Source organism: Chitinivorax sp. PXF-14 (genome assembly GCF_040812015.1).
Lineage (GTDB): Bacteria > Pseudomonadota > Gammaproteobacteria > Burkholderiales > SCOH01 > JBFNXJ01.
On record NZ_JBFNXJ010000003.1, the window covers coordinates 243,337 to 266,289 of the forward strand.

General features: G+C 65.4%; 29 protein-coding genes. 23 read left to right on the forward strand and 6 right to left on the reverse strand.

All coding sequences use genetic code 11. The features are described 5' to 3' along the window. The first annotated feature begins 11 nt into the window (after positions 1-11). A complete protein-coding gene (locus ABWL39_RS06035) occupies positions 12-941 on the forward strand; it encodes a LysR family transcriptional regulator (RefSeq protein WP_367788093.1) in 930 nt (309 codons plus the stop codon). Here the strand turns inward: ABWL39_RS06035 and ABWL39_RS06040 are convergent. From ABWL39_RS06040 to ABWL39_RS06050, 3 genes are read right to left on the reverse strand one after another with little or no spacing between them, the layout of a single operon-like run. After that, entirely contained in the window at positions 908-1,606 is a 699-nt protein-coding gene (locus ABWL39_RS06040; RefSeq protein ID WP_367788095.1) for a helix-turn-helix transcriptional regulator, read from the reverse strand. The two genes, ABWL39_RS06035 and ABWL39_RS06040, sit on opposite strands and share 34 nt — an antisense overlap. Beyond that, on the reverse strand, positions 1,606-2,013 hold the full coding sequence (locus ABWL39_RS06045; protein ID WP_367788097.1) for a DUF1801 domain-containing protein: 408 nt from the start codon (positions 2,011-2,013) through the stop codon (positions 1,606-1,608). Before ABWL39_RS06045 ends, ABWL39_RS06040 begins: the two co-directional genes overlap by 1 nt. 37 nt (positions 2,014-2,050) lie before the next feature. After that, on the reverse strand, positions 2,051-2,419 hold the full coding sequence (locus ABWL39_RS06050) for a VOC family protein (protein WP_367788099.1): 369 nt from the start codon (positions 2,417-2,419) through the stop codon (positions 2,051-2,053). Between the two features lie 354 nt (positions 2,420-2,773). On the opposite strand from ABWL39_RS06050, the gene ABWL39_RS06055 reads away from it, so the two are divergent. After that, positions 2,774-2,938 carry a hypothetical protein gene (locus ABWL39_RS06055; protein WP_367788101.1) on the forward strand — a complete coding sequence of 55 codons (165 nt, stop codon included), beginning with the start codon at positions 2,774-2,776 and terminating at the stop codon, positions 2,936-2,938. Here ABWL39_RS06055 and ABWL39_RS06060 read toward each other — a convergent pair. Both ABWL39_RS06060 and ABWL39_RS06065 read right to left on the reverse strand, forming a co-directional pair. Then, positions 2,920-4,056, reverse strand: a complete 1,137-nt coding sequence (locus ABWL39_RS06060; RefSeq protein ID WP_367788103.1) for a PilT/PilU family type 4a pilus ATPase — start codon at positions 4,054-4,056, stop codon at positions 2,920-2,922. The two genes, ABWL39_RS06055 and ABWL39_RS06060, sit on opposite strands and share 19 nt — an antisense overlap. 147 nt (positions 4,057-4,203) lie before the next feature. Beyond that, positions 4,204-5,244 carry a type IV pilus twitching motility protein PilT gene (locus tag ABWL39_RS06065; RefSeq protein WP_367788105.1) on the reverse strand — a complete coding sequence of 347 codons (1,041 nt, stop codon included), beginning with the start codon at positions 5,242-5,244 and terminating at the stop codon, positions 4,204-4,206. Positions 5,245-5,336: 92 nt separating this feature from the next. Between ABWL39_RS06065 and ABWL39_RS06070 the strand changes: the two genes are divergently transcribed. From ABWL39_RS06070 to ABWL39_RS06085, 4 genes are all read left to right on the forward strand, one after another. Continuing rightward, positions 5,337-6,320 carry a YggS family pyridoxal phosphate-dependent enzyme gene (locus ABWL39_RS06070; protein WP_367788107.1) on the forward strand — a complete coding sequence of 328 codons (984 nt, stop codon included), beginning with the start codon at positions 5,337-5,339 and terminating at the stop codon, positions 6,318-6,320. Positions 6,321-6,360: 40 nt separating this feature from the next. Next, positions 6,361-7,173: a pyrroline-5-carboxylate reductase gene (proC, locus tag ABWL39_RS06075; protein WP_367788109.1), complete on the forward strand. Its 813-nt coding sequence runs from the start codon at positions 6,361-6,363 to the stop codon at positions 7,171-7,173. Between the two features lie 189 nt (positions 7,174-7,362). Beyond that, entirely contained in the window at positions 7,363-7,959 is a 597-nt protein-coding gene (locus ABWL39_RS06080; protein ID WP_367788111.1) for a YggT family protein, read from the forward strand. Beyond that, positions 7,956-8,243, forward strand: a complete 288-nt coding sequence (locus ABWL39_RS06085; protein ID WP_367788113.1) for a DUF167 domain-containing protein — start codon at positions 7,956-7,958, stop codon at positions 8,241-8,243. The genes ABWL39_RS06080 and ABWL39_RS06085 overlap by 4 nt, the downstream gene beginning before the upstream one ends. A gap of 61 nt (positions 8,244-8,304) precedes the next feature. On the opposite strand, the gene ABWL39_RS06090 is transcribed toward ABWL39_RS06085, so the two are convergent. Beyond that, on the reverse strand, positions 8,305-8,685 hold the full coding sequence (locus ABWL39_RS06090; protein WP_367788115.1) for an FxsA family protein: 381 nt from the start codon (positions 8,683-8,685) through the stop codon (positions 8,305-8,307). Positions 8,686-8,703: 18 nt separating this feature from the next. Between ABWL39_RS06090 and cutA the strand changes: the two genes are divergently transcribed. From cutA to ABWL39_RS06175, 17 genes are all read left to right on the forward strand, one after another. Further along, a complete protein-coding gene (cutA, locus tag ABWL39_RS06095; RefSeq protein ID WP_367788117.1) occupies positions 8,704-9,030 on the forward strand; it encodes a divalent-cation tolerance protein CutA in 327 nt (108 codons plus the stop codon). 60 nt (positions 9,031-9,090) lie between these two features. Then, complete coding sequence (locus tag ABWL39_RS06100; protein ID WP_367788119.1) at positions 9,091-10,866, forward strand: protein-disulfide reductase DsbD; 1,776 nt, start codon at positions 9,091-9,093, stop codon at positions 10,864-10,866. Between the two features lie 11 nt (positions 10,867-10,877). After that, positions 10,878-11,399 carry a TlpA family protein disulfide reductase gene (locus ABWL39_RS06105; protein ID WP_367788121.1) on the forward strand — a complete coding sequence of 174 codons (522 nt, stop codon included), beginning with the start codon at positions 10,878-10,880 and terminating at the stop codon, positions 11,397-11,399. Positions 11,400-11,572: 173 nt separating this feature from the next. After that, the gene (gene aroQ / locus ABWL39_RS06110) at positions 11,573-12,028 is read left to right on the forward strand and encodes a type II 3-dehydroquinate dehydratase (protein ID WP_367788123.1); all 456 of its coding nucleotides are present in this window, start codon (positions 11,573-11,575) and stop codon (positions 12,026-12,028) included. 37 nt (positions 12,029-12,065) lie between these two features. Then, positions 12,066-12,536: an acetyl-CoA carboxylase biotin carboxyl carrier protein gene (accB, locus tag ABWL39_RS06115; protein ID WP_367788125.1), complete on the forward strand. Its 471-nt coding sequence runs from the start codon at positions 12,066-12,068 to the stop codon at positions 12,534-12,536. Positions 12,537-12,739: 203 nt separating this feature from the next. Continuing rightward, the gene (gene accC, locus ABWL39_RS06120; protein WP_367788127.1) at positions 12,740-14,092 is read left to right on the forward strand and encodes an acetyl-CoA carboxylase biotin carboxylase subunit; all 1,353 of its coding nucleotides are present in this window, start codon (positions 12,740-12,742) and stop codon (positions 14,090-14,092) included. Positions 14,093-14,186: 94 nt separating this feature from the next. Beyond that, entirely contained in the window at positions 14,187-15,080 is an 894-nt protein-coding gene (gene prmA / locus ABWL39_RS06125) for a 50S ribosomal protein L11 methyltransferase (protein WP_367788129.1), read from the forward strand. Beyond that, on the forward strand, positions 15,077-16,399 hold the full coding sequence (locus tag ABWL39_RS06130; protein ID WP_367788131.1) for a DUF3426 domain-containing protein: 1,323 nt from the start codon (positions 15,077-15,079) through the stop codon (positions 16,397-16,399). Before prmA ends, ABWL39_RS06130 begins: the two co-directional genes overlap by 4 nt. Before the next feature lie 112 nt (positions 16,400-16,511). After that, positions 16,512-17,021 carry a thiol peroxidase gene (gene tpx, locus ABWL39_RS06135; protein WP_367788132.1) on the forward strand — a complete coding sequence of 170 codons (510 nt, stop codon included), beginning with the start codon at positions 16,512-16,514 and terminating at the stop codon, positions 17,019-17,021. A 16-nt stretch (positions 17,022-17,037) separates the two neighbouring features. Next, positions 17,038-17,538 (forward strand): thiol peroxidase, encoded by a 501-nt coding sequence (tpx, locus tag ABWL39_RS06140; protein WP_367788133.1) that lies wholly within the window; start codon positions 17,038-17,040, stop codon positions 17,536-17,538. Between the two features lie 49 nt (positions 17,539-17,587). Continuing rightward, positions 17,588-18,421, forward strand: a complete 834-nt coding sequence (locus ABWL39_RS06145; RefSeq protein ID WP_367788135.1) for a DUF3025 domain-containing protein — start codon at positions 17,588-17,590, stop codon at positions 18,419-18,421. A gap of 317 nt (positions 18,422-18,738) precedes the next feature. Continuing rightward, the gene (locus tag ABWL39_RS06150; protein WP_367788137.1) at positions 18,739-19,464 is read left to right on the forward strand and encodes a beta-ketoacyl synthase chain length factor; all 726 of its coding nucleotides are present in this window, start codon (positions 18,739-18,741) and stop codon (positions 19,462-19,464) included. Further along, positions 19,457-20,233 (forward strand): lysophospholipid acyltransferase family protein, encoded by a 777-nt coding sequence (locus ABWL39_RS06155; protein ID WP_367788139.1) that lies wholly within the window; start codon positions 19,457-19,459, stop codon positions 20,231-20,233. The genes ABWL39_RS06150 and ABWL39_RS06155 overlap by 8 nt, the downstream gene beginning before the upstream one ends. Continuing rightward, on the forward strand, positions 20,223-20,477 hold the full coding sequence (locus ABWL39_RS06160; RefSeq protein ID WP_367788141.1) for a phosphopantetheine-binding protein: 255 nt from the start codon (positions 20,223-20,225) through the stop codon (positions 20,475-20,477). Before ABWL39_RS06155 ends, ABWL39_RS06160 begins: the two co-directional genes overlap by 11 nt. Positions 20,478-20,486: 9 nt before the next feature. Beyond that, positions 20,487-20,732 carry an acyl carrier protein gene (locus ABWL39_RS06165; RefSeq protein ID WP_367788143.1) on the forward strand — a complete coding sequence of 82 codons (246 nt, stop codon included), beginning with the start codon at positions 20,487-20,489 and terminating at the stop codon, positions 20,730-20,732. 2 nt (positions 20,733-20,734) lie between these two features. After that, the gene (locus ABWL39_RS06170) at positions 20,735-21,280 is read left to right on the forward strand and encodes a hypothetical protein (RefSeq protein WP_367788145.1); all 546 of its coding nucleotides are present in this window, start codon (positions 20,735-20,737) and stop codon (positions 21,278-21,280) included. Then, positions 21,273-22,952: an AMP-binding protein gene (locus ABWL39_RS06175; RefSeq protein ID WP_367788147.1), complete on the forward strand. Its 1,680-nt coding sequence runs from the start codon at positions 21,273-21,275 to the stop codon at positions 22,950-22,952. Before ABWL39_RS06170 ends, ABWL39_RS06175 begins: the two co-directional genes overlap by 8 nt. Position 22,953: the final 1 nt, after the last annotated feature.

The following is a 22,953-nucleotide window of genomic DNA, read 5'->3' on the forward strand; positions in this document are numbered from 1 at the left end:
AAACAATCGACATGAGCAGCAGCGTCAACCTCAACCGCCTGGCGGTATTCGCCGCCGTAGCGGAAACCGGCTCCTTCACCGCGGCGGCCGACCGGCTGGACCTGACCAAGGCCATGGTCAGCCAGCATGTGGCACGGCTCGAAGCGGAACTTGGCGCCACGCTGCTGACGCGCACCACGCGCCGCGTCACGCTCACCGAAAATGGCGCGGCCTTCTACGCTGACTGTGTGCGCATCCTGCAGGAAGCCGAGGCCGCCTTCGAGCGCGTCGGTCATGCCCAGCAGCAGCTGCGCGGCACGCTGCGGCTGACGGCAACGGCGGATTTCGGCGTGCAGGTGGTGGGACCGGCGCTGGCTGCCTTCGTCAACGCGCATCCGGGGCTCAAGGCGGACTTCACGGTAAGCGACGAAGTGGTGGACCTGATCGGCGAGCGTTTCGACCTCGCCATCCGCGGCGGCATGCTCGCCGACTCGGGCCTGTACGCGACCCGGCTCGGTCATTTCGCCCAGGTCGTCGTCGCCACGCCCGCCTACCTGGCGCGATATGGCATGCCACGGCAGCCAGCCGACCTCGCCGCCCATCGCTGGATCGCGCTGAGCCTGCTGCGCACGCCGCTGACCTGGGCCTTCGCCGGTGCGGACGGCACCGAGCAGACGGTGCGCGTCAACGCCATCTCGCAAGCCAATTCGCCCACGGCGGTACGCGCCTTTGTGCTGGCCGACACCGGCATCTCGGTGCTGCCCGATTACCTGGTCCAGCGCGACCTCGCCGAGGGCCGCCTGGTGCGGCTGCTGGCTGGGTACGCGCTGCCCGATGCCGGGCTCCATGCGGTCTACCCGATGCCGAACCCGCCGGCCAAGGTGCGCGCCTTCATCGACTTCCTGCGTGGCCGCATGGCGGCGGACGATCACCCGCCGTCATCCTGGCCGGATCGACCATAGACGTTGCGCAGGAAATCCTGCAGGGTGCGGCCCGGCATGGCGGGGAAATCGTCGGCGCTGACCTCGATCGTCGCCATGCGGTCGACACGGAAATGGCGGAAATCATCGCGCAGCTCGCACCAGGCGGCCAAGGTCCACACCTTACCCCAGAAATACACGCCCAGCGGCCACACCACGCGCGACGAGGCAAGGCCATCCTCGCGCACATAGTCGAACACCAGCTTGCGCCGCAGGTTGATGGCCTCGCGGATCGGCGTGAGCTGGAACAAGGGATAGTCGCCGAAATCGGGGACATAGAAGCCGGACTGCCCGAAACCCTGGCGCAAATCGCGCGGCAGCACCGCCTCGATCTTGCTGAGTGCCGACTGCGCCGCGGCGGCCATGCCGGGCTCGCCCCAGGCCTTGAGCATGCGCGCAGCGACCAGTACTGCCTCGAGCTCGGAGCGATCGAACATCAGCGGCGGCAGATCGAAGCCACGCGCAAGCCGGTAGCCGACCCCGGCCTCGCCATCGATCGGCACGCCCGACAGCGAGAGATCCTGGATATCGCGATAGACGGTGCGCACAGACACCTGCAAGGCATCCGCCAGCGCCTGCGCAGTGACCACACTGCGGCGGCCGCGCAGCAGTTGCACCAGTTGGAACAAGCGGTCGGCACGCCGCATCAACGGCCTCGCCGCAAGGCAACAGCCTCGCCGACCCAGGCCGCCAGCAAGCCCATCGGCAGCGCATCGCCCGGGACCAGCTCCAGGTAGCGCACACGCGACCCCTCGCCGCGCAGGCGCCCGGCCGGGTCGGTTAGCGCCACGCCATGCTCGAAGCCGAGCTTGACGCGATGGGCGGCGGGAAACAACCCGCACACATACCCCGCCTCGGCATGACGATAGCCAAAGCCGCGCCAGCCGGCGTAGATGCGCTCCTGCAAGCCCGGGTCGATCCGCCGCAGGGCCTGGCGCAGCTCGCCGGTCAGGTTGGCGATGTCTGGGGGGAACGACGCGAGCAGCGCATCGGCCTCGCTGCTCGCGGGCTTGGCGCTACGCCCCGCAGGGTACAGCAGTAAGTGGGACCACATGCTCGATCCGGCGCCGGAGTTAGCGGCGCCGCCTCCGTCAGTGCAATGAATGCAGGCCGATCAGGTTGCCTTCGCTATCGCGGAACATCGCGATATGCCCGATCTCGTCAGCGAGAAACGTCTTGGGCATGACCACCTCGCCGCCGGCCTGCGCCACCCGTCCAAGGATGGGCGCCAGGTCATCGCCGGCATTGAGGTAGATACGCACGCCGTCGGCACTCGGCTTTTGCCGGCCATCGTAGCAGACGCAGCCACCCACGCCCGTCTCGGCGTGCGGGAAAATCGCCAGGCGCATGCTTTCGGAACTGTCGTCGCGCTTCAACTCGGTCGCGCAGACGGTTTCGTAGAAGCGCACGGCGCGCTCGTAGTCGAGGGACGGAATTTCAAACCAGTTCACGGCATTCATGACAGCTCTCCTTGAGGGTCGGGAAGGTTCGACTGACGCCAGGTGGCGCAATCGATGGAGGCAGTCTAGCGAGGGGCTACTGACAGCGTACTGTCAGCATGGTTTGCCATATGTATCGGGCACCGGGCCTGCGGCCCGTCCCGACGCACGCTGCGTGCCACGCCGTTGTCTTCTCGGCATCTGCCGTGGCGGGCCAATACCCAATCGCGTCGAGTGTTCTCAGGCAGGCGGCACAGCAGTGGCCGGCCGGCGCGAGCGGGTAGGGCCAACACAGGGGGGAAACGGGAATGCATTCAGGCCGCGACGTCGCCATCGTCGTGGCCAAGAAACAGAAGCGGGAGGATGCCGTGACCGATGATGCGCCCCCCAGGCATGGCGCCAGGCGGGGGTTTCAAGCACCGCGCCTGGCGCCGTCATGCGCCCGACCGTCGCGGTGCAAACAGCGGTGGCCGCATCGTGCCCGTCGGCATCGACGAGCAGATCGGCCACGGCCGTGCGAGCTACAGGATATCGAGGTGATCGATGCCTTCCATCACGTCGCGGTTCTTCGATTCCTTCGAGTCGAGCTTGATCTTCAGGCGCAGGTCGTTCACCGAGTCGGCGTTGCGCAGCGCGTCTTCGTAGCTGATCTTGCCGGTCTCGTGGAGGTCGAACAGCGCTTGGTCGAAGGTCTGCATGCCAAGCTCGCGGCTCTTCGACATGATTTCCTTGATGCCATGCACCTCGCCCTTGAAGATCAGGTCCGAGATCAGCGGGCTGTTCAGCATCACCTCGACCGCCGCCGCACGGCCCTTGCCGGAGCGGTGCGGGATCAGCCGCTGCGATACGAAGGCCTTGAGGTTCAGCGACAGGTCCATCAGCAACTGCTGGCGCCGCTCTTCGGGGAAGAAGTTGATGATGCGGTCGAGTGCCTGGTTCGCGCTGTTCGCGTGCAGCGTCGCCATGCACAGGTGGCCGGTCTCGGCGAAGGCGATGGCGTAGTCCATGGTCTCGCGGTCGCGAATTTCACCGATCAGAATTACGTCCGGCGCCTGGCGCAGCGTATTGCGCAGCGCCGAGTGCCACGATTCGGTATCGACGCCGACCTCGCGCTGCGTGACGATGCAGTTCTTGTGCTGGTGCACGTATTCGACCGGGTCTTCGATCGTGACGATATGGCCGAAGGTGTTCTCGTTACGGTAGCCGATCATCGCCGCCAGCGAGGTCGACTTGCCGGAGCCGGTACCGCCGACGAACACCACCAGGCCGCGCTTGGTCAGCGCCACGTCCTTGAGCACCGGCGGCAGGCCGAGCTCGTCGAAATTGGGGATCTCGGTGGTGATGGTACGCAATACCATGCCGATGCGACCCTGCTGCACGAAGGCATTGACCCGGAAACGGCCGATGCCGGGCGGGCTGATGGCGAAATTGCACTCCTTGGTCGCCTCGAACTCCTCGGCCTGGCGGTCATTCATGATCGACCGCGCCAGTTCGCGCGTATGCTGCGAATTCAGGGCCTGGTTCGATACCGGCGTGAGCTTGCCGTCGATCTTGATCGCCGGCGGAAACTCGGAGGTGATGAACAAATCCGATGCACCCTTGCTGCGCATCAGCTTGAGCAGGTCGTGCATGAATTTGGTGGCTTGATCTCTTTCCATGGTCTCTCCTCTGGCCGCCCACAGCCGGGCGCCGGGCGTCGCTGCGGCAGGCCGCCAGAGCCGCCGTCAACGCCATTGCGGAAGCAAATTCCGCTCGAACCTCCATTGTAGCCTGCCGGCGGCGATACCCGCTCGGCATGGCGACGATTACATGAAGTTTTCCTTGTTCATCGCCTTGGTGCGCGCCTCGGCTGCCGACACGACATTGCGGCGCACGAGCTCGGTCAGGTTCTGGTCCAGGGTCTGCATGCCCGCGTTCTGGCCGGTCTGGATCGCCGAATACATCTGCGCCACCTTGTTCTCGCGGATCAGGTTACGGATCGCCGGCGTGCCGATCATGATCTCGTGCGCCGCCACACGGCCGGTGCCGTCCTTGGTCTTGAGCAGCGTCTGCGAGATCACCGCGCGGATCGATTCGGACAGCATCGAACGCACCATTTCCTTTTCGGCAGCCGGGAACACGTCGACGATACGGTCGATGGTCTTGGCGGCGGACGAGGTGTGCAGCGTGCCGAACACCAGGTGGCCCGTCTCGGCGGCGGTCAGCGCGAGGCGAATGGTTTCGAGGTCGCGCATTTCACCGACCAGGATCACGTCCGGGTCTTCACGCAGCGCGGATTTCAGCGCGTTGTTGAAGCTCATCGTATGCGGCCCGACTTCGCGCTGGTTGATCAGGCATTTCTTCGATTCGTGCACGAATTCGATCGGGTCTTCCACCGTCAGGATGTGGCCGTACTCGTTCTCGTTGATGTAATTGATGATCGCCGCCAGCGTGGTCGACTTGCCCGAGCCGGTCGGCCCGGTCACCAGCACGATGCCGCGTGGCTGGTTGGCGATCTCGGTGAACACCTTGGGCGCGTTGAGGTCTTCGAGCGACAGCACCTTGGACGGAATGGTCCGGAACACGGCACCCGCACCACGGTTCTGCACGAAGGCATTGACGCGGAAGCGCGCCAGATTGGGGATTTCGAACGAGAAGTCGCATTCGAGCGTTTCTTCATAAATCTTGCGCTGCCCGTCGTTCATGATGTCGTACACCATATCGTGCACATCACGATGCTCCATCGCGGGCAGATTGATACGGCGTACGTCGCCATGCACGCGAATCATCGGCGGCAGGCCAGACGACAAGTGCAAGTCGGAGGCCTTGTTCTTGACCGCGAACGCGAGCAGCTCAGATATTTCCATTTATAATCTCCCGAAAACCACGCCAGATCGTCCTGTCACGGCGGTATGGACGATTGCCCCAAGGGCATATCAGCAAAGACTGAAATTTCATTATGGGCACAATAAAAACTGCATTGCAAGCCGTGCACCAGCGCATTGCGCAAGCCGCGACAGCGGCCGGACGCAGCCCGGAAAGCGTGCGCCTGCTGGCTGTGAGCAAAACCTTCCCGGCCGATTGCGTCAGCGACGCCTACCAGGCGGGGCAGCTCGCATTCGGCGAAAACTATGTGCAGGAGGCGGTGGAGAAGATCACAGGGCTGGGTGGGTTGAGCGTTGCGCATGTGGGTGATGGCGGGGTGGGCAGGCGGGGCGCGCCGGATGCGGCCACATCCGAACTGAGCATCGCGCCCGGTTCGGACTGCCATTCGAGTGCCGTCGCATCCCCGCAGACGGGGCCCAACGAGACCCTGATGCTCACTGCAGAGGACACCACCGGCTCGTCGGTGCCAACGTTCACGGTAGGAGGCACTGCCGGTTCATCCGAACCGGGCATTGAGCCCGGCTCGGACTGCCATTCGAGCGCCGTCGCATCCCCGCTTGCGGGGCCCCTGCTCTTGCCGCTCGAATGGCACATGATCGGCCCGCTGCAGAGCAACAAGACCAGGTTGGTCGCGGAGCACTTCGATTGGGTGCATACGGTCGAGCGGCTCAAGACCGCCGAGCGGCTGTCGGCGCAGCGTCCGGCGCAGCTGGCGCCGTTGCAGGTCTGCATCCAGGTCAATGTGAGCGGCGAGGCGAGCAAGAGCGGCTGCGCGCTTGACGAGGTGCCAGCGCTGGCTGCGGCAGTGGCCGGGCTGCCACGGCTGCGCCTACGCGGGCTCATGTGCATTCCCGAGCCGACCGAGGACGAGACCAAGCTGCGCGCGCAGTTCCGCACGCTGCGCGAGTGCTTCGAGCGGCTGAACAGCAGCGGCTTGGCGCTCGATACCCTGTCGATGGGCATGTCGGCCGACCTCGAGCTGGCGATTGCCGAGGGCGCAACCATCGTCAGGATCGGCACGGCGATCTTCGGCGCCAGGGCCAGGCCCACCCCCTGATTACCCCATCATCAGCAGTTAACCACTCAGGTACACCCCCATGAAAATCACATTCATCGGCGGCGGCAATATGGCCACCGCATTGATCGGCGGCATGCTGGCACAGGGCTTCGAGCCCGCCGACCTGACCGTGATCGAACCCTCCGGCGACAAGCGCGCCGAGTTGCAGGCGTCGTTCGGCGTTCACACCCAGGCGGCGCTCGCCGGTGGCCTGCCGGCATGCGACGTGATTCTGCTCGCGATCAAACCGCAGAGCATGAAGGAAGTCGCGGGTGAACTGGCCGGCAAGATTGGCGGCCAGCTGGTGATTTCCATCGCCGCGGGCATTCAGGTAAGCTCGCTCGCAAGCTGGCTCGGCGGCCACGACAACATCGTGCGCGTGATGCCGAACACGCCGGCCCTGGTTCGCGCCGGCATGTCGGGGCTGTTCGCGCCGGCAGCCGTGTCGGAGGCATCGCGGGCCGTGGCGGAACGCATCCTGAAGGCCGTGGGCGACACGCTGTGGCTGGCCGACGAAAGTATGATGGATGCCGTCACCGCAGTCTCGGGTAGCGGCCCGGCCTATGTGTTCTACTTCATCGAATCGTTGATGGAGGGCGCGGCCAAGCTCGGCTTCAATCGCGCCGACGCCAAGCAGCTTGCCTACGCAACCTTCAACGGTGCAGTCAAACTGGCGCTGGATAGCCAGGACGATGCGGCCACGCTGCGCACCAAGGTCACCTCCAAGGGGGGCACCACCGAGGCGGCGCTGAAACAGATGGAAGCGGCTCAGGTAAAGGCTGGTATCGTCGCCGGCATCGAGGCCGCCAATACGCGCGGCCAGGAGCTGGGCAAGGAACTCGGGGGCCAGTAAGGGCGAAACCGCGGCAAAGCAAGAAGTACCCGGGGCCGATGTCCGGTCGACACCCGGCCAGCCTGCTGGGGCCTGGGTACCGCCGTCAGCACGCCGCCATGGCGTGATGGCAGCGCCCCCCCGAATGCAGGCTGATAAATTCGGTGCCGACCAGGATCGGCCCCGCAGCGCTACCTACAGGGATCAAGTATGTCCGAGCTGGCACAAGCCTTACGCTTTCTGATCGAAAACATCGCGAGCTTCTTTGCGCTCGCCCTGTTGCTGCGCTTCTATCTGCAGGTGGTGCGGGCACCGTTCCAGCACCCGCTGCCGCAATTCCTGCTGGCCTTCACCAACTGGATCGTCATCCCCACCCGGCGCGTGATCAAGGCCGTGGCCGGCTACGACACGGCAACGCTGCTGCTGGCCTGGCTCACGACGCTGATCAAGGATTTCCTGGTCATCACGCTGGTCGGCGCGCCGATCGACTTCGCCCTGCCAACGGCCTGGATCGGCCTGACGCTGCTCGCGCTGCTGCATGTGCTGCAACTGACGATCTACCTGCTGATCGGCGCCGTCATCGTGCAGGCCGTGCTGTCCTGGGTATCGCCCTACGGCAACCCGCTGACGCCGATTCTGCACCGCTTGACCGATCCGTTCCTGCGGCCACTGCAGCGTTTCGTCCCGCCCATCGGCGGCGTGGACCTGAGCCCGCTGGTGTTGCTGCTGGTGTTGCAGCTGATCCTGATGTTGCCGATGAGCTTCATCGAGCGCGGCATCCTGAGCCTGCTCAGCACCAGCTTATGAGCTGGTATCAATGGCAAGGCGCCAGCGTGACGCTGACCCTGCACATCCAGCCCGGGGCCAAGAAAACGGAAGTCGCCGGCCTCTACGGCGAGGCGCTCAAGATACGGCTCGCAGCCCCGCCGGTGGACGGCAAGGCCAACCAGGCCCTGCTTGCCTTCCTGGCGGAGCGTTTCAAGGTGCCGGTACGGCAGGTAGTATTGAAATCAGGTGACAGCTCGCGCCGCAAGATCGTGATCGTGACAGATTCGGCAGTCACTCCGGAGAGCCTGCTCGGCAAACCCTGAGTGGAGAAACACGGCTGGCCAAGGGGGCGGCCTCTGCCGCCTGTCTCCCCCTGCCCTGCGCTCAATCCATGCGCCGATACTCGCCATCGATATAGTCAGGCGACGCGGCGCGGGCCGATACCGGCACCGGGCGCAGCCGCCACGGCAGCAACAGCGCCAGTGCGGCGATATCGCTGAGCAGGCCAGGGACGATCAGCAGCACGCCCGACAGCGCGATGCGTACATTCCACAGCACACCGCCGATCGGGTCACCGTTGCGCAGCGCCTGCAACATCAGCAGCGGTGCACCCACGCGCTGGCCGCGCAGGACCAGCCATCCGGTCAATGCGCTGCCGAGCAGCAGCAGCCAGATCCACGGGCCGATCAGCGTGCCGACCCACAGCGTGAACGCCAGCTCAAGCAACGGGAATCCGAGTAGAATGAGCCCGCCGATTCTCAACATGATGGTTTTCCTTGTTCGATGATGGATGTGCTGCTGGTCTTCACCAATATGCCGGACATGGACAGCGCGCACCAGCTGGCCGCCCACCTGATCGACGAGCGCCTGGCCGCCTGCGTCAATATCCTGTCGCCGTGCACCTCGGTCTATCGTTGGCAGGATGTGACAGAAACCGCAACGGAAGTTCCACTGCAGATCAAGTGCCACGCCAGCCGCTATGCCGAACTCGAGGCGGCGATCCGCAAGCGTCATCCATATGAACTTCCGGAAATCGTCGCAGTCAACGTCGACAAGGGCCTGCCCGCTTACCTGAGCTGGGTTACCCAGGAAACCGTCCCGCCAGCCTGAGCGGCAGGCCGACAAAGACCCGCCCCTATCAGATCGGGGCAGAGACGAACAATATCAAGTATGTACGCATTATTCCGACATCTCATCACCGCCATTCTCGTCCTGCTCGCCGTGCAGGTTGCCGCCGCCTCGCAGGATGAGCTGCTGCCCCCCGAGCAGGCCTTCAAGGCCAGCGCACGGCTGACCGACCCGCAAACGGTCGAGATCAGCTATGACATCGCCGACGGCTACTATATGTACCGCGACCGCTTCAAGTTCAAGCTCGATCCGGCTGGCGCGCTGGGCGAGGCACGGTTTCCGCCCGGCAAAGTGAAGCAGGATGAGTATTTCGGCAAGGTGGAAACCTATCGCCACCAGCTCAAGTTCGTCATCCCGTTGAGCCAGCCCGCCGGTGGCGCCATCATGCTCAAGGTGACGAGCCAGGGCTGCGCCGACGCCGGCATCTGCTACCCGCCCTATACCCACACGCTCAAGCTGCAGCCGGGCTCGGCATCGGGCGCGGCCCCCAGCCGGCTGGACAAGCTGTTCGGCGCCAAGGCGGACGGCCCGCCCGGCCTGCTGCCGGCCTTCACCACACAAAGCCTCGGCCCCTTGCTGGGCTTTTTCTTTTTGGCGGGGCTGGGGCTGGCGTTCACCGCCTGCATGTATCCGCTGATTCCCATCCTGTCCGGCATCATCGTCGGCCACGGGCACCAGGCCACCAAGCGCCGCGGCTTCGTGCTGAGCTTCATCTACGTGCAGGGCATGGCTATTGCCTATGCAGTGGCAGGCATCGCCGCCGGCCTCTCCGGCGCACTGCTCAGCAACGCGCTGCAGCAACCCTGGGTGCTGGCCGTATTCAGCCTGTTTTTCGTGCTGATGGCCGGTGCCATGTTCGGCCTGTACCAGATTCAGCTGCCCAGCAGCTGGCAAAGCCGGCTGTCGGACCAATCCAACCGCCTTCAGGGCGGCCACCTGCTGTCGGTATTCGGCATGGGCGCGCTGTCGGCGCTGATCGTCGGCCCCTGCGTCGCACCACCGCTGGCCATGGCGCTCGGTTACATCGGCGCCACGCACGACGTGGTGCTCGGTGGTGCCACGCTCTACAGCATGGCGCTCGGCATGGGGCTGCCGCTGATCGTAGTCGGCGTGTTCGGCGGCCATGTGCTGCCGCGGGCCGGCGCCTGGATGAACGCCGTGCGTTCGGTGTTCGGCGTGGTCATGCTGGCGCTCGCCATCTGGATCGCCACGCCGATTCTGCCGCCGCTCGCCTACATGATGGCCTGGGCTGCGCTGCTGATCGTGTGCGCGATCTATCTGCATGCGCTGGACCCGCTGCCGAGCAATGCCTCCGGCTGGCGCAAACTGTGGAAGGGTATCGGCGTCATCGCACTGCTCGGCGGCAGCGCGCTGCTGCTCGGCGCACTGGCGGGCAACCGCGACGTGCTGCAGCCCTTGCGCAGCTTCACCCTGAGTGCGAGCACCAGCCCGCAGCCAGCCGCGCCCGCTTTCCGCCGCATCCAGTCCGAGGCCGAGCTCGACGCGGCCTTGCAGGCGGCGGCCGGCAAGCCGGTGCTGCTCGACTTCTATGCGGATTGGTGCGTTTCATGCAAGGAGATGGAGCGCTTCACCTTCTCCGACCCAAGCGTGCAGGCAAAGATGCGGCAGATCGTGCTGTTGCAGGCCGATGTCACCGACAATACCGATGCCCACCAGGCCCTGCTCAAGCGCTTTGGCCTGTTTGGCCCGCCCGGCATCATCTTCTTCGGCCGCGACCAGCAGCCGCATGCAGATAAAGTCGTGGGTTACCAGAGCGCCGACGTTTTCCTCACCACCCTTAACCGCGCGTTTCCCTGAACCCTCTTTCCATGACCGTTCGCCCCCTGCTGATCACCGCCTTGCTGGCGCTCCCCGTCACGGCTTTTTCCGCGCCACCGGCGCCGGCCGCCCAGTACGACCTGTTGACGACCCCGCTGAAGGATCTGCAGCAAAAACCGCGCAAGATCGCCGAATGGAAAGGCAAGGTGCTGGTCGTCAACTTCTGGGCCACCTGGTGCGCCCCCTGTCGCGAGGAAATACCGGAGTTCATCGCCACGCAGAAACAGTATCAGACCAGCGGCGTGCAGTTCATCGGCGTTGCCGTCGATGAGCCAAAGGATGTCGCCCGTTTCGCCAAGCAGTTCGGTATCAACTACCCTCTGCTGACTGGCGAAGAAGATGCGATGGAAATCATGCGTGCGGCTGGCAACCGGCTCGGCGGCCTACCCTTCACGGTGATCGTCGACCGGCAGGGCAAGATTGTCGCCGTAGCCGCGGGTAGATTGCCGCAAGCCAAGCTGGAAGCGGCTCTCAAGCAAGTGCTTGGACAAGCGTCCGTCACGAAATCATGACTTGCACTAGGGAAACTACGGAGATATGCTGCGCAACGGCTACCAGAGCCGCCCCGCGTCGGACGGGCAAACATTCCGTCAGCATTTCATCGTGGTGAAGCCTGTCGAAAACTAGACAACTTCGCCGATCTTGCGGCAAACTGCCGCGATGTTCAAAACGCCAGTGACGCTCCATGACCGCTAGCAAGCGCGACATCCTGGTTCTGCACGGCCCCAACCTGAACCTGCTCGGCATGCGCGAGCCGCACCTGTACGGCGCGGACCGCCTGATCGACATCGACGGCCGTCTGGCGGCCGCGGCACAGCAGGCAGGATTGGCGCTCAGCAGCCTCCAGAGCAATGCCGAGCATGTGTTGATCGAGCGGATTCACCAGGCATACAGCGACAATACGGGGTTCATCATCATCAACCCGGCTGCGTTCACCCATACCAGCGTCGCACTGCGCGATGCCCTGGCCGCAGTCAAGATCCCCTTCATCGAAGTACATCTCTCAAACGTCCACGCCCGCGAGCCATTCCGCCAGCACTCCTATTTTTCCGACCTGGCGGTTGGCGTCATCTGCGGGCTGGGCGCGCAAGGCTACGAGCTGGCACTGAGCTACGCCATTCGCCAGCTGGCACCGCACTGATACGTGCGGCGCACGGCCAAGACAGGAAAGGACAAGCATGGACTTGCGCAAACTCAAGAAACTGATCGAGATGGTGGAAGAATCCGGCATCGCCGAGATCGAAGTCACCGAAGGCGAGGAAAAGGTTCGCATCAGCCGCGTCCCCACCAACCAGGCAATCGCCTATGCGGCCCCACAACCGTCCCAGATCGTGTTTCCGACGGCCCCCATCGGCGCGCCGGCTGCAGCCCCGGTGGCCGGCGCCGCCGCGGCACCCGCGCCCGCCCCGGTGGAAGGCGACACGGTGAAGTCCCCCATGGTCGGCACCTTCTACCGCTCCCCCAGCCCGGGCGCCAAGTCCTTTGTCGAAGTGGGCCAGCAGGTCAATGTCGGCGACACCCTGTGCATCATCGAAGCGATGAAACTCCTGAACGAGATCGAGGCGGAAAAGGCCGGCGTGATCAAGGCCGTCCTGGTCGAGAACGGCCAGCCCGTCGAATACGGCGAGCCGCTATTCATCATCGGTTAAATCAGGCGCGGTGCCCCACGCCGGGGCCAAGCATTCCCCCTGGCGCGGCCCACCATCACCGTCCCTTCACAGGGGTACTCCCATGTTCGAAACAGTCCTGACCGCCCGTCGTGGCGATCAGCAACCGCAAGGCTGCGCAGCGACGAAGTCAAATCGACCGGCAGCAGCCAGCTGCCAGGGCGGTTTTGCCGCGAGGTTCCACCATGTTTGAAAAAGTACTGATTGCGAATCGCGGCGAAATCGCCCTCCGCGTATTGCGCGCCTGCCGCGAGATGGGCATCAAGACCGTGGTCGTGCACTCCGAGGCCGACCGCGATGCCAAGTACGTGAAGCTCGCCGACGAATCGGTCTGCATCGGCCCAGCGCCGAGCCCGCAGAGCTACCTGAACATTCCGGCCATCATTAGTGCGGCCGAGGTCACCGATGCACAGGCGATTCACCCCGGCTACGGTTTCCTGTCTGAAAACGCCGACTTCGCCGAACGTGTCGAACAGTCGGGTTTCGTATTTATCGGCCCGCGCCCCGACTCGATCCGCCTGATGGGCGACAAGGTATCGGCCAAGGATGCGATGAAGGCCGCCGGCGTGCCCTGCGTGCCCGGCTCGGACGGCGCATTGCCGGACGACCCGGCTGAGATCACCAAGATCGCCAAGCGCGTCGGCTACCCGATCATCATCAAGGCATCGGGCGGCGGCGGCGGGCGCGGCATGCGCGTGGTGCACACCGAGGCCGCGCTGATCAACTCGGTCAACATGACCAAGGCCGAGGCGCAGGCCGCGTTCGGCAACCCCACCGTCTATATGGAGAAGTTCCTCGAGAACCCGCGCCATATCGAGATCCAGGTACTCGCCGACGAATACGGCAATGCCATCTACCTGGGCGAGCGCGACTGCTCGATGCAGCGCCGCCACCAGAAGGTGATCGAGGAGGCCCCGGCCCCCGGCATCACCGACAAGCAACGCAAGAAGATCGGCGACGCCTGCGCCGCAGCCTGCCGCCAGATAGGCTACCGTGGCGCCGGCACCTTCGAGTTCCTGTTCGAGAACGGCGAGTTCTATTTCATCGAAATGAACACGCGGGTCCAGGTCGAGCACCCGGTCACCGAACAGATCACCGGCATCGACATCGTGCAGGAGCAGATCCGTATCGCCGCCGGCGACAAGCTGCGCTACACGCAGAAGGAAGTCGTGCTGCGCGGCCATGCGATGGAATGCCGCATCAACGCGGAAGACCCGGTGAAGTTCACACCCAGCCCCGGCCGCATCACCACCTACCATCCACCCGGTGGCCCCGGCATCCGTGTCGACACGCACATCTACCAGGGTTACTTCGTGCCGCCGAACTACGACTCGATGGTGGCCAAGGTGATTGCCTTCGGCGACACGCGCGACCAGGCGATGGCACGCATGCGCATCGCGCTGTCCGAGATGGTGGTCGAGGGTATCCAGACCAACATCCCGCTGCACCAGGAACTGATGATCGACTCGGCCTTCCAACGCGGTGGCACCAGCATCCACTATCTCGAACACCGCATGGAGCAGTTGAAGAAAGGCTAATTTTCCATACAGCCTTGATGCTGTTCGGATAAAATACGCAGCCGGCCGATGTGCCGGCTGTTTTTCTTTCCAAATCAGAGCAAATCGAATACCTATGAGCTGGTTATCCGCCACCATCGAGACCGACGCCTCCCACGCCGAGGCGCTGTCCGACGCCCTGTTCGAGCTCGGCGCCCTGTCCGTCAGCATCGAGGACGCCCATGCCGGTACCGATGCCGAACAGCCGATTTTCGGCGAGCCGGGCGAGCCTACCGACGTGGTATGGGAAGCCAGCCATGTGGTCGCGCTGTTCGAGCAGGATAGCGATGCAGCGGGCATCATCGCGGCCGCGGCAGCCGAGTGCGGCTTGCCCACGCCGGCCTTCAGCATCGACACCATCGAGGAGCAGGACTGGGTGCGCGCCACCCAGGCGCAGTTCGACCCGATCCGCATTTCCGAGCGGCTGTGGATCACGCCGACCTGGCATGAGCCGCCCAACCCGAGCGCCATCAACCTGCAGCTCGACCCGGGCCTGGCTTTCGGCACCGGCAGCCACCCCACCACGAGGCTGTGCCTGCAATGGCTCGACAGCAATCTGTGTGGCGGCGAGACCATCCTCGACTATGGCTGCGGCTCGGGCATTCTCGCCATCGCGGCGCGCAAGCTTGGCGCTGGTGCGACCGTCGGTGTCGATATCGACCCGCAGGCGATCATCGCATCGAACCAGAACGCCGAGCAGAATGGCGTGCAGGCCGATTTCCACCTGCCCGACAACATGCCGGGCGGACAGCAATACGACGTCGTCGTCGCCAACATCCTGACCAACCCCCTGCGCATGCTCGGGCCCTTGCTCGCCGGCAGCTGCAAGCCGGGCGGGCGCATTGCGCTGTCAGGTATCCTGGCGGAACAGGCCGGCGAAATCGTCAGCCTCTATTCCCAGTGGTTCGACCTGGTCGAGCCGGTTTTTGACGAAGGTTGGACTTGCATCTCCGGAACCAAGCGCCGATGAACGTCACGCACTGCCCCAACTGCCAGACCTGCTTCAAAGTCACCCCGGAACAACTCTCGCTATACAACGGCAAGGTCCGCTGCGGCCGCTGCGCCTTTGTGTTCAACGCGATGAACCACCTGATCGAGGTGGAGGACATGTCGGCGCAGACGCTGCACATGCCGCCCAACGCCATCCGCCAGGAAGCCCCCAAGCCGACGGCGGCGCAGGCCGTGGCCGAGCCAGTCATGGCGCCCCCCGCAGAGGTGGCCAATACAGCCTCCCAGCCCGCCGCGATGGAAACACCGCAACCGGAGCCAGCGCCAGAACCACAAGTCGCACCCGAAGTGGCTCAGCCCGAGGTCGCTCAACCTGCGTTCGACCCGTCGCAAGACTTCATTCCGCGCGACGCGCTCGCACAAAGCCTGTCGTCCGGCGAGCCCGAAGCCCCGCAGATAGACGATCTGGTGATCGAAGATATCCAGATCACTGCCCCGGGTGAAGTGGCACAGCGCCTCAGCGAAATCGGCCAGTCCGACGAAGAGACCAGCGCCTCGCCGTTCGACGCCTTCATCGACGCCATCAGCAGCGAGCTGCCGGCGCAGGATGCGACACCATCGGAGCCAGTCCAAGCGGCGACGGCAGCGAGCGGCGCCGGCGAGGAGATCGTGATCGACGCCGCGCCGGAAGCGGACGGCACGATCGAAGTCAAACCGCCACGCTATGTCGAACCGGAACTCGAGCTCGACATCAGCCCGCCCGAAGAAATCGAGGAACAGCAGGCGGCGCGGAAATCCCGCGTCTACCACCCCATCATCGACGTCGACACCTTCAGCGAAGGCGCCGAGCCGGCGGCCAGCCGCACCCGCCCGCTATGGCTGGCCGGCAGCCTGATCGCCGCGCTGCTGGCCGCGGCGCAACTGGCCTATGTGTATCGCACACCGCTGGCAGCCAAGCTGCCGGGCAGCAAACCGCTGCTGGTGAAGATGTGCGGCCTCATCGGCTGCGAGGTGCCACTACCCGCCGACGAAAACCTGATCAGCATCGAAGGCTCGGAGCTGATCCCCGACCCGGCCCAGCCCAACCTGATCAAGCTCTCGGCCACGCTGCGCAATCGCGCCGAATTCGAGCAGGCCTTGCCGATGATGGAGTTGACGCTGACCGACAACAACGATCAGACCGTCGTGCGCAAGGTTTTCGAGCCCGCGCAATACCTCGACCCGTCGCACACCGGCCAGGGCATTGCCCCCAATTCCGAGGTGCAGGCCCGGCTGGCGCTCGATGTCGGCCAGCTCAAGGCATCGGGGTACCGGCTGTTCCTGTTCTTTCCGCAGAAATAGCGCCGGGCGGTGAAGGGCGTTGGCCCAGCATCCGCCCCGCCGCATTTTTGTCGCCTATAATGAGTGCAGCACCGGCCAGGTGGCCGGCATCAGACAAGAGGAGAGGATCTAGATGGCAACCATCCTGTTGAACGGCGAGCCGATCGGCGTGGGCGGGCATTTTCCGCGACCGGGCGACACGGCCCACAGCTTCATGCTCGTGAACAACGACCTGAAGGATGTATCGCTGAGCCAATACGCCGGCAAGCGCAAGATTCTGGCCATCGTACCGAGTCTCGACGCATCGATCGGGCTGACCATTGCACGCCGCCTCAACGGCATGACCGATCAGTTCCCGAACACGGTTGCGATCGTTGTGTCGGTCGACACCCCTTACGCCCAGGCCCGCGTCGTCGCCGTCGAGGAATTCCGCAACATCGTCACACTGTCGACGCTGCGTGGCCGCGACTTCCACAAGGACTACGGCGTCATGATCACCGACTACCCGCTGTCCGGCCTGATGGCATCGGCCATCGTGGTGCTCGACGAGAACGACACCGTGCTGCACTCGGAGCTCGTCTACGAGCTGACCAGCGAGCCCAATTACCAAGCCATCGCCGACGCGCTGGCCCCGAAACAGTAAGCACGAGGAATACAGCATGGCTAGCGTCACACTCGGCGGCAACGCAATCGAAGTCAACGGCAACCTGCCCGCAGTCGGCCAGACCGCACCCGCCTTCAGCCTGGTCGGCAACGATCTGGTCGATGTCTCGCTGGCGAACTATGCCGGCAAGCGCAAGATCCTCAACATCTTCCCGAGCATCGATACGCCGACCTGCGCCATGTCCACACGCCGCTTCAACCAGGAAGCCTCGAGCCTCGCCAACACCGTCGTCCTGTGCGTCTCGGCCGACCTGCCGTTCGCGCAGAAGCGCTTCTGCGGCGCCGAAGGGCTCAACAACGTGGTCACGCTGTCGACCATGCGCGGCCGTGACTTCCTCGAGAACTACGGCGTCGAGATCGTCGAGGGCCCGCTGACCGGCGTCGCAGCCCGCGCCGTCGTGGTGCTCGACGAGCAGAACAAGGTGCTGCACAGCGAGCTGGTATCGGAAATCAAGAACGAGCCGAACTACGATGCCGCACTGGCAGCGCTGAAGTAAGCGGCAAAACGGACGGAAACGGGGCGCGCTACCGCGCCCCGTTTGCTTTATGAGCGACCTCTGGCGCGACGACTTTCTCACCGGCAGTCCGCTGCTGGCCCCGCTGGCCTGGCTAGCGGCCCACCAGCAATGGCGGCACTGGCCCGGCCAGGCAGAGCTCGATGCGCTGCTTGCCCATGTCGGCGGGCGATCTTGCCAGGCACTGCGCTTCGTACTGCCGGACAGCGTTCCCGCCAACGCCCGCTACTATGAGCAGCGCATCCACGATACCGGCCAGATCCCCACGCGACATGAAAACTGGCACGACCTATACAACGCACTGACCTGGCTCAGCTTCCCCCGGATCAAGCATGCGCTGAACCGGCGCCACGTGGAGGAGCTCCAGGCGGCCGCCAGCCGCCAGCAACGCGGCAGCCGGCGCGATGCCGCCACCCTGCTCGACGAATCGGGCGTGCTGCTGGCCTGCAGCGAACCGCGGCTGATCGAGCTGCTGGCCGATCACGCCTGGGAGGCGCTGTTCGTCGGCCACCGCGCGGCCTGGGGGCGATCCATCTCCGCCCACATCATCGGCCACGCCTTGCACGAGAAGGCGCTGACGCCCTATCTCGGCTTCACCGGCAAGGCGCTGCCGGTAGTGGTCGACCCGGTGTTCTTCTCGCTCGCGCCGGATGAGCAGCGGCTGCATCTCGACAGCACCATCGCGGCAGGCTTCGCCGCTCACGGCTTTCTGCCAGGCCCGCGCACGCTGCTACCACTGCCGCTGCTCGGCGTTCCGGGCTGGTGGCCGGGCAATGCGGATACCGATTTCTACCGCAACACCGACTACTTTCGTCCGAAACGCACGCACCGTGGCAGGCTGGCGGCCCCATCCGTCGAGGGGTAGCCACCCGGCGGAACGGCCGCAGCGCGCACATGCTCACAAACGCACCGATCCATACATTACATATTTCATATGTACTTGATTGGGCAGCCAATCCGTTGCCCATGGCCGGCCGGCGAGCCGGCTGCTGCGTGGGAGCGGCACACCGCAACCGTATGCGGCGGAAAATATAAAATCATTATTTATCAAAGCCTAAGCTCCGCCTTTTCTGGATGACGGCCACCCCATCTGGTATAATTCCGCCCTTTTTTGACGCAAACCGAATGACAAATGAATAGGCGCGAAATCGCATCTTGCAGCCCTCGCGCGGAGCACTGCCAGTGAAGTTTTCAGTCGCGGGCTTCGCTGCCTGGGCACCCGGCATTGAAAGCGATGCCGACTGGCAGGCCTGGACACGTGGCGAACTCGCCATCGGCTGCGATGGCGAGCCTGCGCTCGCCCAGATGCCGGCCATGCTGCGCCGCCGCGCCGGCCGCCTGTCGCGCATGGCGTGCGACGTCGCCTACCGTGTGCTTGATGGCCGGGTCGGCGTACCGACGATCTTCTGCTCGCGTCACGGCGAAACGGAACGCTCGATCGAGTTGCTGGCCGCGCTCGCACAGGGCGAGCCATTGTCGCCGACCACCTTCGGCCTGTCCGTGCACAATGCCTCGGGCGGCCTGTTCTCGATCGCGCGCAAGGACCAGGCCAACTGCATCGCGCTCGCAGCCGGCAGCGAATCGGCCGCACACGGCGTCATCGAGGCCTGCGGCCTGCTGGCGGACGGCGCCGAGCAGGTGCTGCTGGTCGTGGCGGATTGCCCCCTGCCGACGGTCTATGCCGGTTTCGCCGACGAGCCGACACCCGCCTATGCCTGGGCCTGGCTCATCGAGCCGGCGGGCGAGCGGCCGCTCAACCTGAGCTGGCGGACGGCGCCCGACCACGCGGATACGGCCGCCAGCGCGCAGTTGCCGGCGCTGGAGGTGCTGCGTTTCTTCATCGGCGGCGCGGAGCAGCTGTCCCACGTCGCCGGCCACCATACCTGGCACTGGAGCCGCGATGCGTGAGGTGGTCGACCGCTGCTGGCGTATCGTCGGCACCGGCCTGAGCTTCGCGGCATTCGGCGCGGGCGGGCTGCTGCTGCGCGTCGCGGTGTTCCCGTTGATCGACCTGTTCGTCTGGCATCGCAAGCGTCGCGTCGCCATCGCGCGCGAGGTGCTGCGGCTGACGTTCCGTACCTTCATCGCGCTGATGCGTGGCGTCGGCGTGCTGCGCTACGAGCTGCGCGGGCTGGAGCGCCTCAACCGGCGCGGGCTCCTGATCCTGGCCAACCACCCGTCGCTGATCGACACGGTGTTCCTGATGGCCTTCGTGCGCAATGCCGACTGCGTGGTGAAGGCCACGCTCTGGCGCAACCCCTTCACCCACGGCCCGGTGCGGGCGGCGGGCTATATCCGCAACGACTCGGGGGTGGAGCTGGTCGAGGATTGCGTGGCCTCGCTCGAACGCGGCGGCAACCTGATCATCTTCCCCGAAGGCACGCGCACGCCGCGCGATGGTGCCATCCACCTCAAGCGCGGCGCCGCCAATATCGCAGTGCGTGGCGCGCGCGCGGTGACGCCGGTGGTCATCCGCTGTACGCCGCCGACGCTCGGCAAGGGCGAAAAATGGTGGCGCGTGCCGCCACGCCGCGCCCACTTCACGATCGAGGTCAAGGAAGACATCGCGATCGCCCCCTATATCCAGCACACCGGCCACGAAGCCCTGGCCGCGAGACAGCTGACCGCCCATCTGGAACAGTATTTCATCAAGGAAAGCCAGGCCCATGCAGCTTGAAGACGAAGTCAAACAACTGATCATCGACGCGCTCCAGCTCGAGGACATGACCCCCGCCGACATCGACACCGATGCGCCGCTGTTCGTCGAGGGCCTCGGGCTCGATTCGATCGATGCGCTCGAACTCGGCGTCGCCATCCAGAAACGTTACGGCATCCAGCTCTCGGCCGACTCCGAGGACACCCGCAAGCATTTCGCCTCGGTCGCCGCGCTGACCCAGCTGATCGCCAGCCGCAAGCAGTAAGGACTCCACATGACCCAAGACGAAATCTACCAAATGATCGTGGATGTGCTGCACGACACCTTCGAGCTCGAGCCCGCCAGGATCACGCGTGACGCCAATCTCTACACCGATCTCGACATCGACAGCATCGACGCGGTCGATCTTGCGGTGAAGCTCAAGCAGCTGACCGGCAAGCGCCTGACGGCGGAGACCTTCAAGAGCGTGCGCACCGTGCAGGACGTGATCGATGCGATCGCCGCACTGACCAAGGAATAGGCTTGTCCTGGCGCAATCTCGTCGTCGCGTTGCTGACGCTGCTCTACCCCTTTGCCGTGTGGTACGGCCAGGGGCATGTCGAGCCGCGCCTGATGGCCGCGCTGCTGGCCGCCGTGGTGCTGGCCCGCATCGGCGCCAACAGGACGCTCGCCTCGCGCGGCTGGCTGATCGGCGCCGGCGTACTGCTGCTGGCGGTGCTGTGGAGCAACCAGTCGCTGCCGCTCAAGCTCTACCCGGTGCTCGTCAACGCAGCGATGCTCGGCGTGTTCGGCTGGAGCCTCGCGCATCCGCCGAGCGTGGTCGAACGTCTGGCCCGGCTGACCGAGCCCGATCTGCCGCCCGCCGGCGTCGCCTACACGCGCCGCGTGACCCAGGTGTGGTGCGGCTTCTTCGTGCTCAATGGCGCGATTGCGCTGTACACCGCGCTGTGGGCCTCGCCCGCGGTCTGGTCGCTGTACAACGGCCTGATCGCCTACGGGCTGATGGGCCTGTTATTCGCCGGCGAATACCTGGTGCGGCTGCGCGTGAAGCGGAGGCTGCATGCCTGAGCGCCTGTATCGCCGCCTGATCGACACGCCGTCGCCACGCGCCGTCGCGAGCCGCCACGGCGAATCCATCGACGAGCAGGCCTTCCGCCAGCGCGCGGCGGCCTGGATGGCCGCTTTCGCGCTGGTGGACGGACAAGCCGTCGCGCTTTACCAGACCGATGGCCTCGAATTCGCCGTTGCCTTGCTCGGCGCCTGGCAGGCCGGCAAGACCGTGTGGCTGCCCGGCGACGCGCTGCCGGCCACCTGCCGCCAGCTGGCGGCCCAGGTCAGCGCCTTCGCCGGCGAATTCCCGCCGGACTACCGCCCGCTGACGGCCCTGCACGGCAACCCTGGCGCGGCGCCGTTCTCCGCGCTGGATGCGGACTTCCCGGCCGTTGTCGTGTTCACCTCGGGCAGCACCGGCCAGCCCAGTGCGATCCCCAAGCGCCTGCGGCAGCTGGCAAGCGAAGTCGCCACGCTGGAAGCGATGTTCGGCGCCGCCCTTGGCGATGCCGAGGTGGTCGCCACGGTGTCGCACCAACATATCTACGGCCTGCTGTTCAAGATATTGTGGCCACTCGCGTCGCACCGGCCCTTCCTCGCGCATAGCCTGGCGTTTCCCGAGGAGCTGGCGGCAGCGCTCGCCGACCGCGCGGCGGTACTCGTCGCCAGCCCGGCCCATCTCAAGCGCCTGCCGGATACGCTGGACTGGCCCCGCGCGGGGCTGCGCACCGTGTTCTCGTCGGGCGGCCCGCTGCCGCTCGATGGCGTACTGCGCTGCGAGCAACTGCTCGGCCACACGCCGACCGAAATCTACGGCAGCTCCGAAACCGGCGGCATCGCCTGGCGCCGCCGCACGGGCGGGCTGGACGAAGCCTGCAGCGCCTTTCCGAACGTCACGCTGAGTCTGGCCGATGGCTGCCTGGTGGTGGCGTCGCCGCACCTGGCCGATGCCACGCCTTTCGTCACGGCCGACCGCGCCCGCTTTCTGCCCGATGGCCGCTTTCTGCTGGCGGGCCGCGCCGACCGCATCGCCAAGATCGAGGGCAAGCGCGTGTCGCTCGACGCGATCGAGCACGCATTGCGGGCCTCGGGCTGGATCACGGAAGCCCGCGTGCTGGCACTGGCCGACGGCCGCGAGCAACTGGCCGCGGTAGTGGTGCCGAGCACGGCCGGGCAGGCCCTGCTGGCCAGCGACGGCAAGCCGGCGTTCAGCCGCCGGCTGCGCGCCTTGCTGGCCGAATCGACCGAACGCGTCGCCCTGCCGCGCCGCTGGCGCTTTGTCGATGCCCTGCCGGCCAACGCCCAGGGCAAGACTACCGAGGCCGCGCTGGCTGGGCTGTTTGCGGCCCCCAGCCTGCCGCTGACACGCGTCGTCGAGCAGAATGACGTCCGCCTCGTGCTCGAACTGGGCATCCCGGGCGACCTGATCCATTTCGACGGCCACTTCACCGCCGCGCCGGTGCTGCCCGGCGTGACCCAGGTCGACTGGGCGATCCACTACGGCCGCCGGCATTTCGCGATTGCCGGCGCCTTCCTGCGGCTCGAAGCGGTCAAGTTCCAGCGCGTGATCCAGCCGGGCCGGCCGGTGCGGCTCGAGCTCGACTGGCGTGCCGAGAAGCAGTCGCTGGCCTTCAGGCTGGCATCCGATGTCGGCCAGCATGCGAGCGGCCGTGTCGTTTTCGAGAGTTGAT

Excerpts from the sequence above, each read along its gene's own strand:
- ABWL39_RS06035 (WP_367788093.1), top strand. The coding sequence starts at position 12 with ATGAGCAGCAGCGTCAACCTCAACCGCCTGGCGGTATTCGCCGCCGTA.
- ABWL39_RS06165 (WP_367788143.1), top strand. The coding sequence starts at position 20,487 with ATGACCCAAGACGAAATCTACCAAATGATCGTGGATGTGCTGCACGAC.
- prmA (WP_367788129.1), top strand. The coding sequence starts at position 14,187 with ATGAGCTGGTTATCCGCCACCATCGAGACCGACGCCTCCCACGCCGAG.
- aroQ (WP_367788123.1), top strand. The coding sequence starts at position 11,573 with ATGACCGCTAGCAAGCGCGACATCCTGGTTCTGCACGGCCCCAACCTG.
- tpx (WP_367788132.1), top strand. The coding sequence starts at position 16,512 with ATGGCAACCATCCTGTTGAACGGCGAGCCGATCGGCGTGGGCGGGCAT.
- ABWL39_RS06070 (WP_367788107.1), top strand. The coding sequence starts at position 5,337 with ATGGGCACAATAAAAACTGCATTGCAAGCCGTGCACCAGCGCATTGCG.
- accC (WP_367788127.1), top strand. The coding sequence starts at position 12,740 with ATGTTTGAAAAAGTACTGATTGCGAATCGCGGCGAAATCGCCCTCCGC.
- ABWL39_RS06045 (WP_367788097.1), bottom strand. The coding sequence starts at position 2,013 with ATGTGGTCCCACTTACTGCTGTACCCTGCGGGGCGTAGCGCCAAGCCC.
- ABWL39_RS06040 (WP_367788095.1), bottom strand. The coding sequence starts at position 1,606 with ATGCGGCGTGCCGACCGCTTGTTCCAACTGGTGCAACTGCTGCGCGGC.
- ABWL39_RS06090 (WP_367788115.1), bottom strand. The coding sequence starts at position 8,685 with ATGTTGAGAATCGGCGGGCTCATTCTACTCGGATTCCCGTTGCTTGAG.
- ABWL39_RS06050 (WP_367788099.1), bottom strand. The coding sequence starts at position 2,419 with ATGAATGCCGTGAACTGGTTTGAAATTCCGTCCCTCGACTACGAGCGC.
- ABWL39_RS06065 (WP_367788105.1), bottom strand. The coding sequence starts at position 5,244 with ATGGAAATATCTGAGCTGCTCGCGTTCGCGGTCAAGAACAAGGCCTCC.
- ABWL39_RS06105 (WP_367788121.1), top strand. The coding sequence starts at position 10,878 with ATGACCGTTCGCCCCCTGCTGATCACCGCCTTGCTGGCGCTCCCCGTC.
- proC (WP_367788109.1), top strand. The coding sequence starts at position 6,361 with ATGAAAATCACATTCATCGGCGGCGGCAATATGGCCACCGCATTGATC.
- ABWL39_RS06085 (WP_367788113.1), top strand. The coding sequence starts at position 7,956 with ATGAGCTGGTATCAATGGCAAGGCGCCAGCGTGACGCTGACCCTGCAC.
- ABWL39_RS06055 (WP_367788101.1), top strand. The coding sequence starts at position 2,774 with ATGATGCGCCCCCCAGGCATGGCGCCAGGCGGGGGTTTCAAGCACCGC.
- ABWL39_RS06175 (WP_367788147.1), top strand. The coding sequence starts at position 21,273 with ATGCCTGAGCGCCTGTATCGCCGCCTGATCGACACGCCGTCGCCACGC.
- ABWL39_RS06130 (WP_367788131.1), top strand. The coding sequence starts at position 15,077 with ATGAACGTCACGCACTGCCCCAACTGCCAGACCTGCTTCAAAGTCACC.
- tpx (WP_367788133.1), top strand. The coding sequence starts at position 17,038 with ATGGCTAGCGTCACACTCGGCGGCAACGCAATCGAAGTCAACGGCAAC.
- cutA (WP_367788117.1), top strand. The coding sequence starts at position 8,704 with ATGATGGATGTGCTGCTGGTCTTCACCAATATGCCGGACATGGACAGC.
- ABWL39_RS06060 (WP_367788103.1), bottom strand. The coding sequence starts at position 4,056 with ATGGAAAGAGATCAAGCCACCAAATTCATGCACGACCTGCTCAAGCTG.
- ABWL39_RS06100 (WP_367788119.1), top strand. The coding sequence starts at position 9,091 with ATGTACGCATTATTCCGACATCTCATCACCGCCATTCTCGTCCTGCTC.
- accB (WP_367788125.1), top strand. The coding sequence starts at position 12,066 with ATGGACTTGCGCAAACTCAAGAAACTGATCGAGATGGTGGAAGAATCC.
- ABWL39_RS06155 (WP_367788139.1), top strand. The coding sequence starts at position 19,457 with ATGCGTGAGGTGGTCGACCGCTGCTGGCGTATCGTCGGCACCGGCCTG.
- ABWL39_RS06160 (WP_367788141.1), top strand. The coding sequence starts at position 20,223 with ATGCAGCTTGAAGACGAAGTCAAACAACTGATCATCGACGCGCTCCAG.
- ABWL39_RS06145 (WP_367788135.1), top strand. The coding sequence starts at position 17,588 with ATGAGCGACCTCTGGCGCGACGACTTTCTCACCGGCAGTCCGCTGCTG.
- ABWL39_RS06080 (WP_367788111.1), top strand. The coding sequence starts at position 7,363 with ATGTCCGAGCTGGCACAAGCCTTACGCTTTCTGATCGAAAACATCGCG.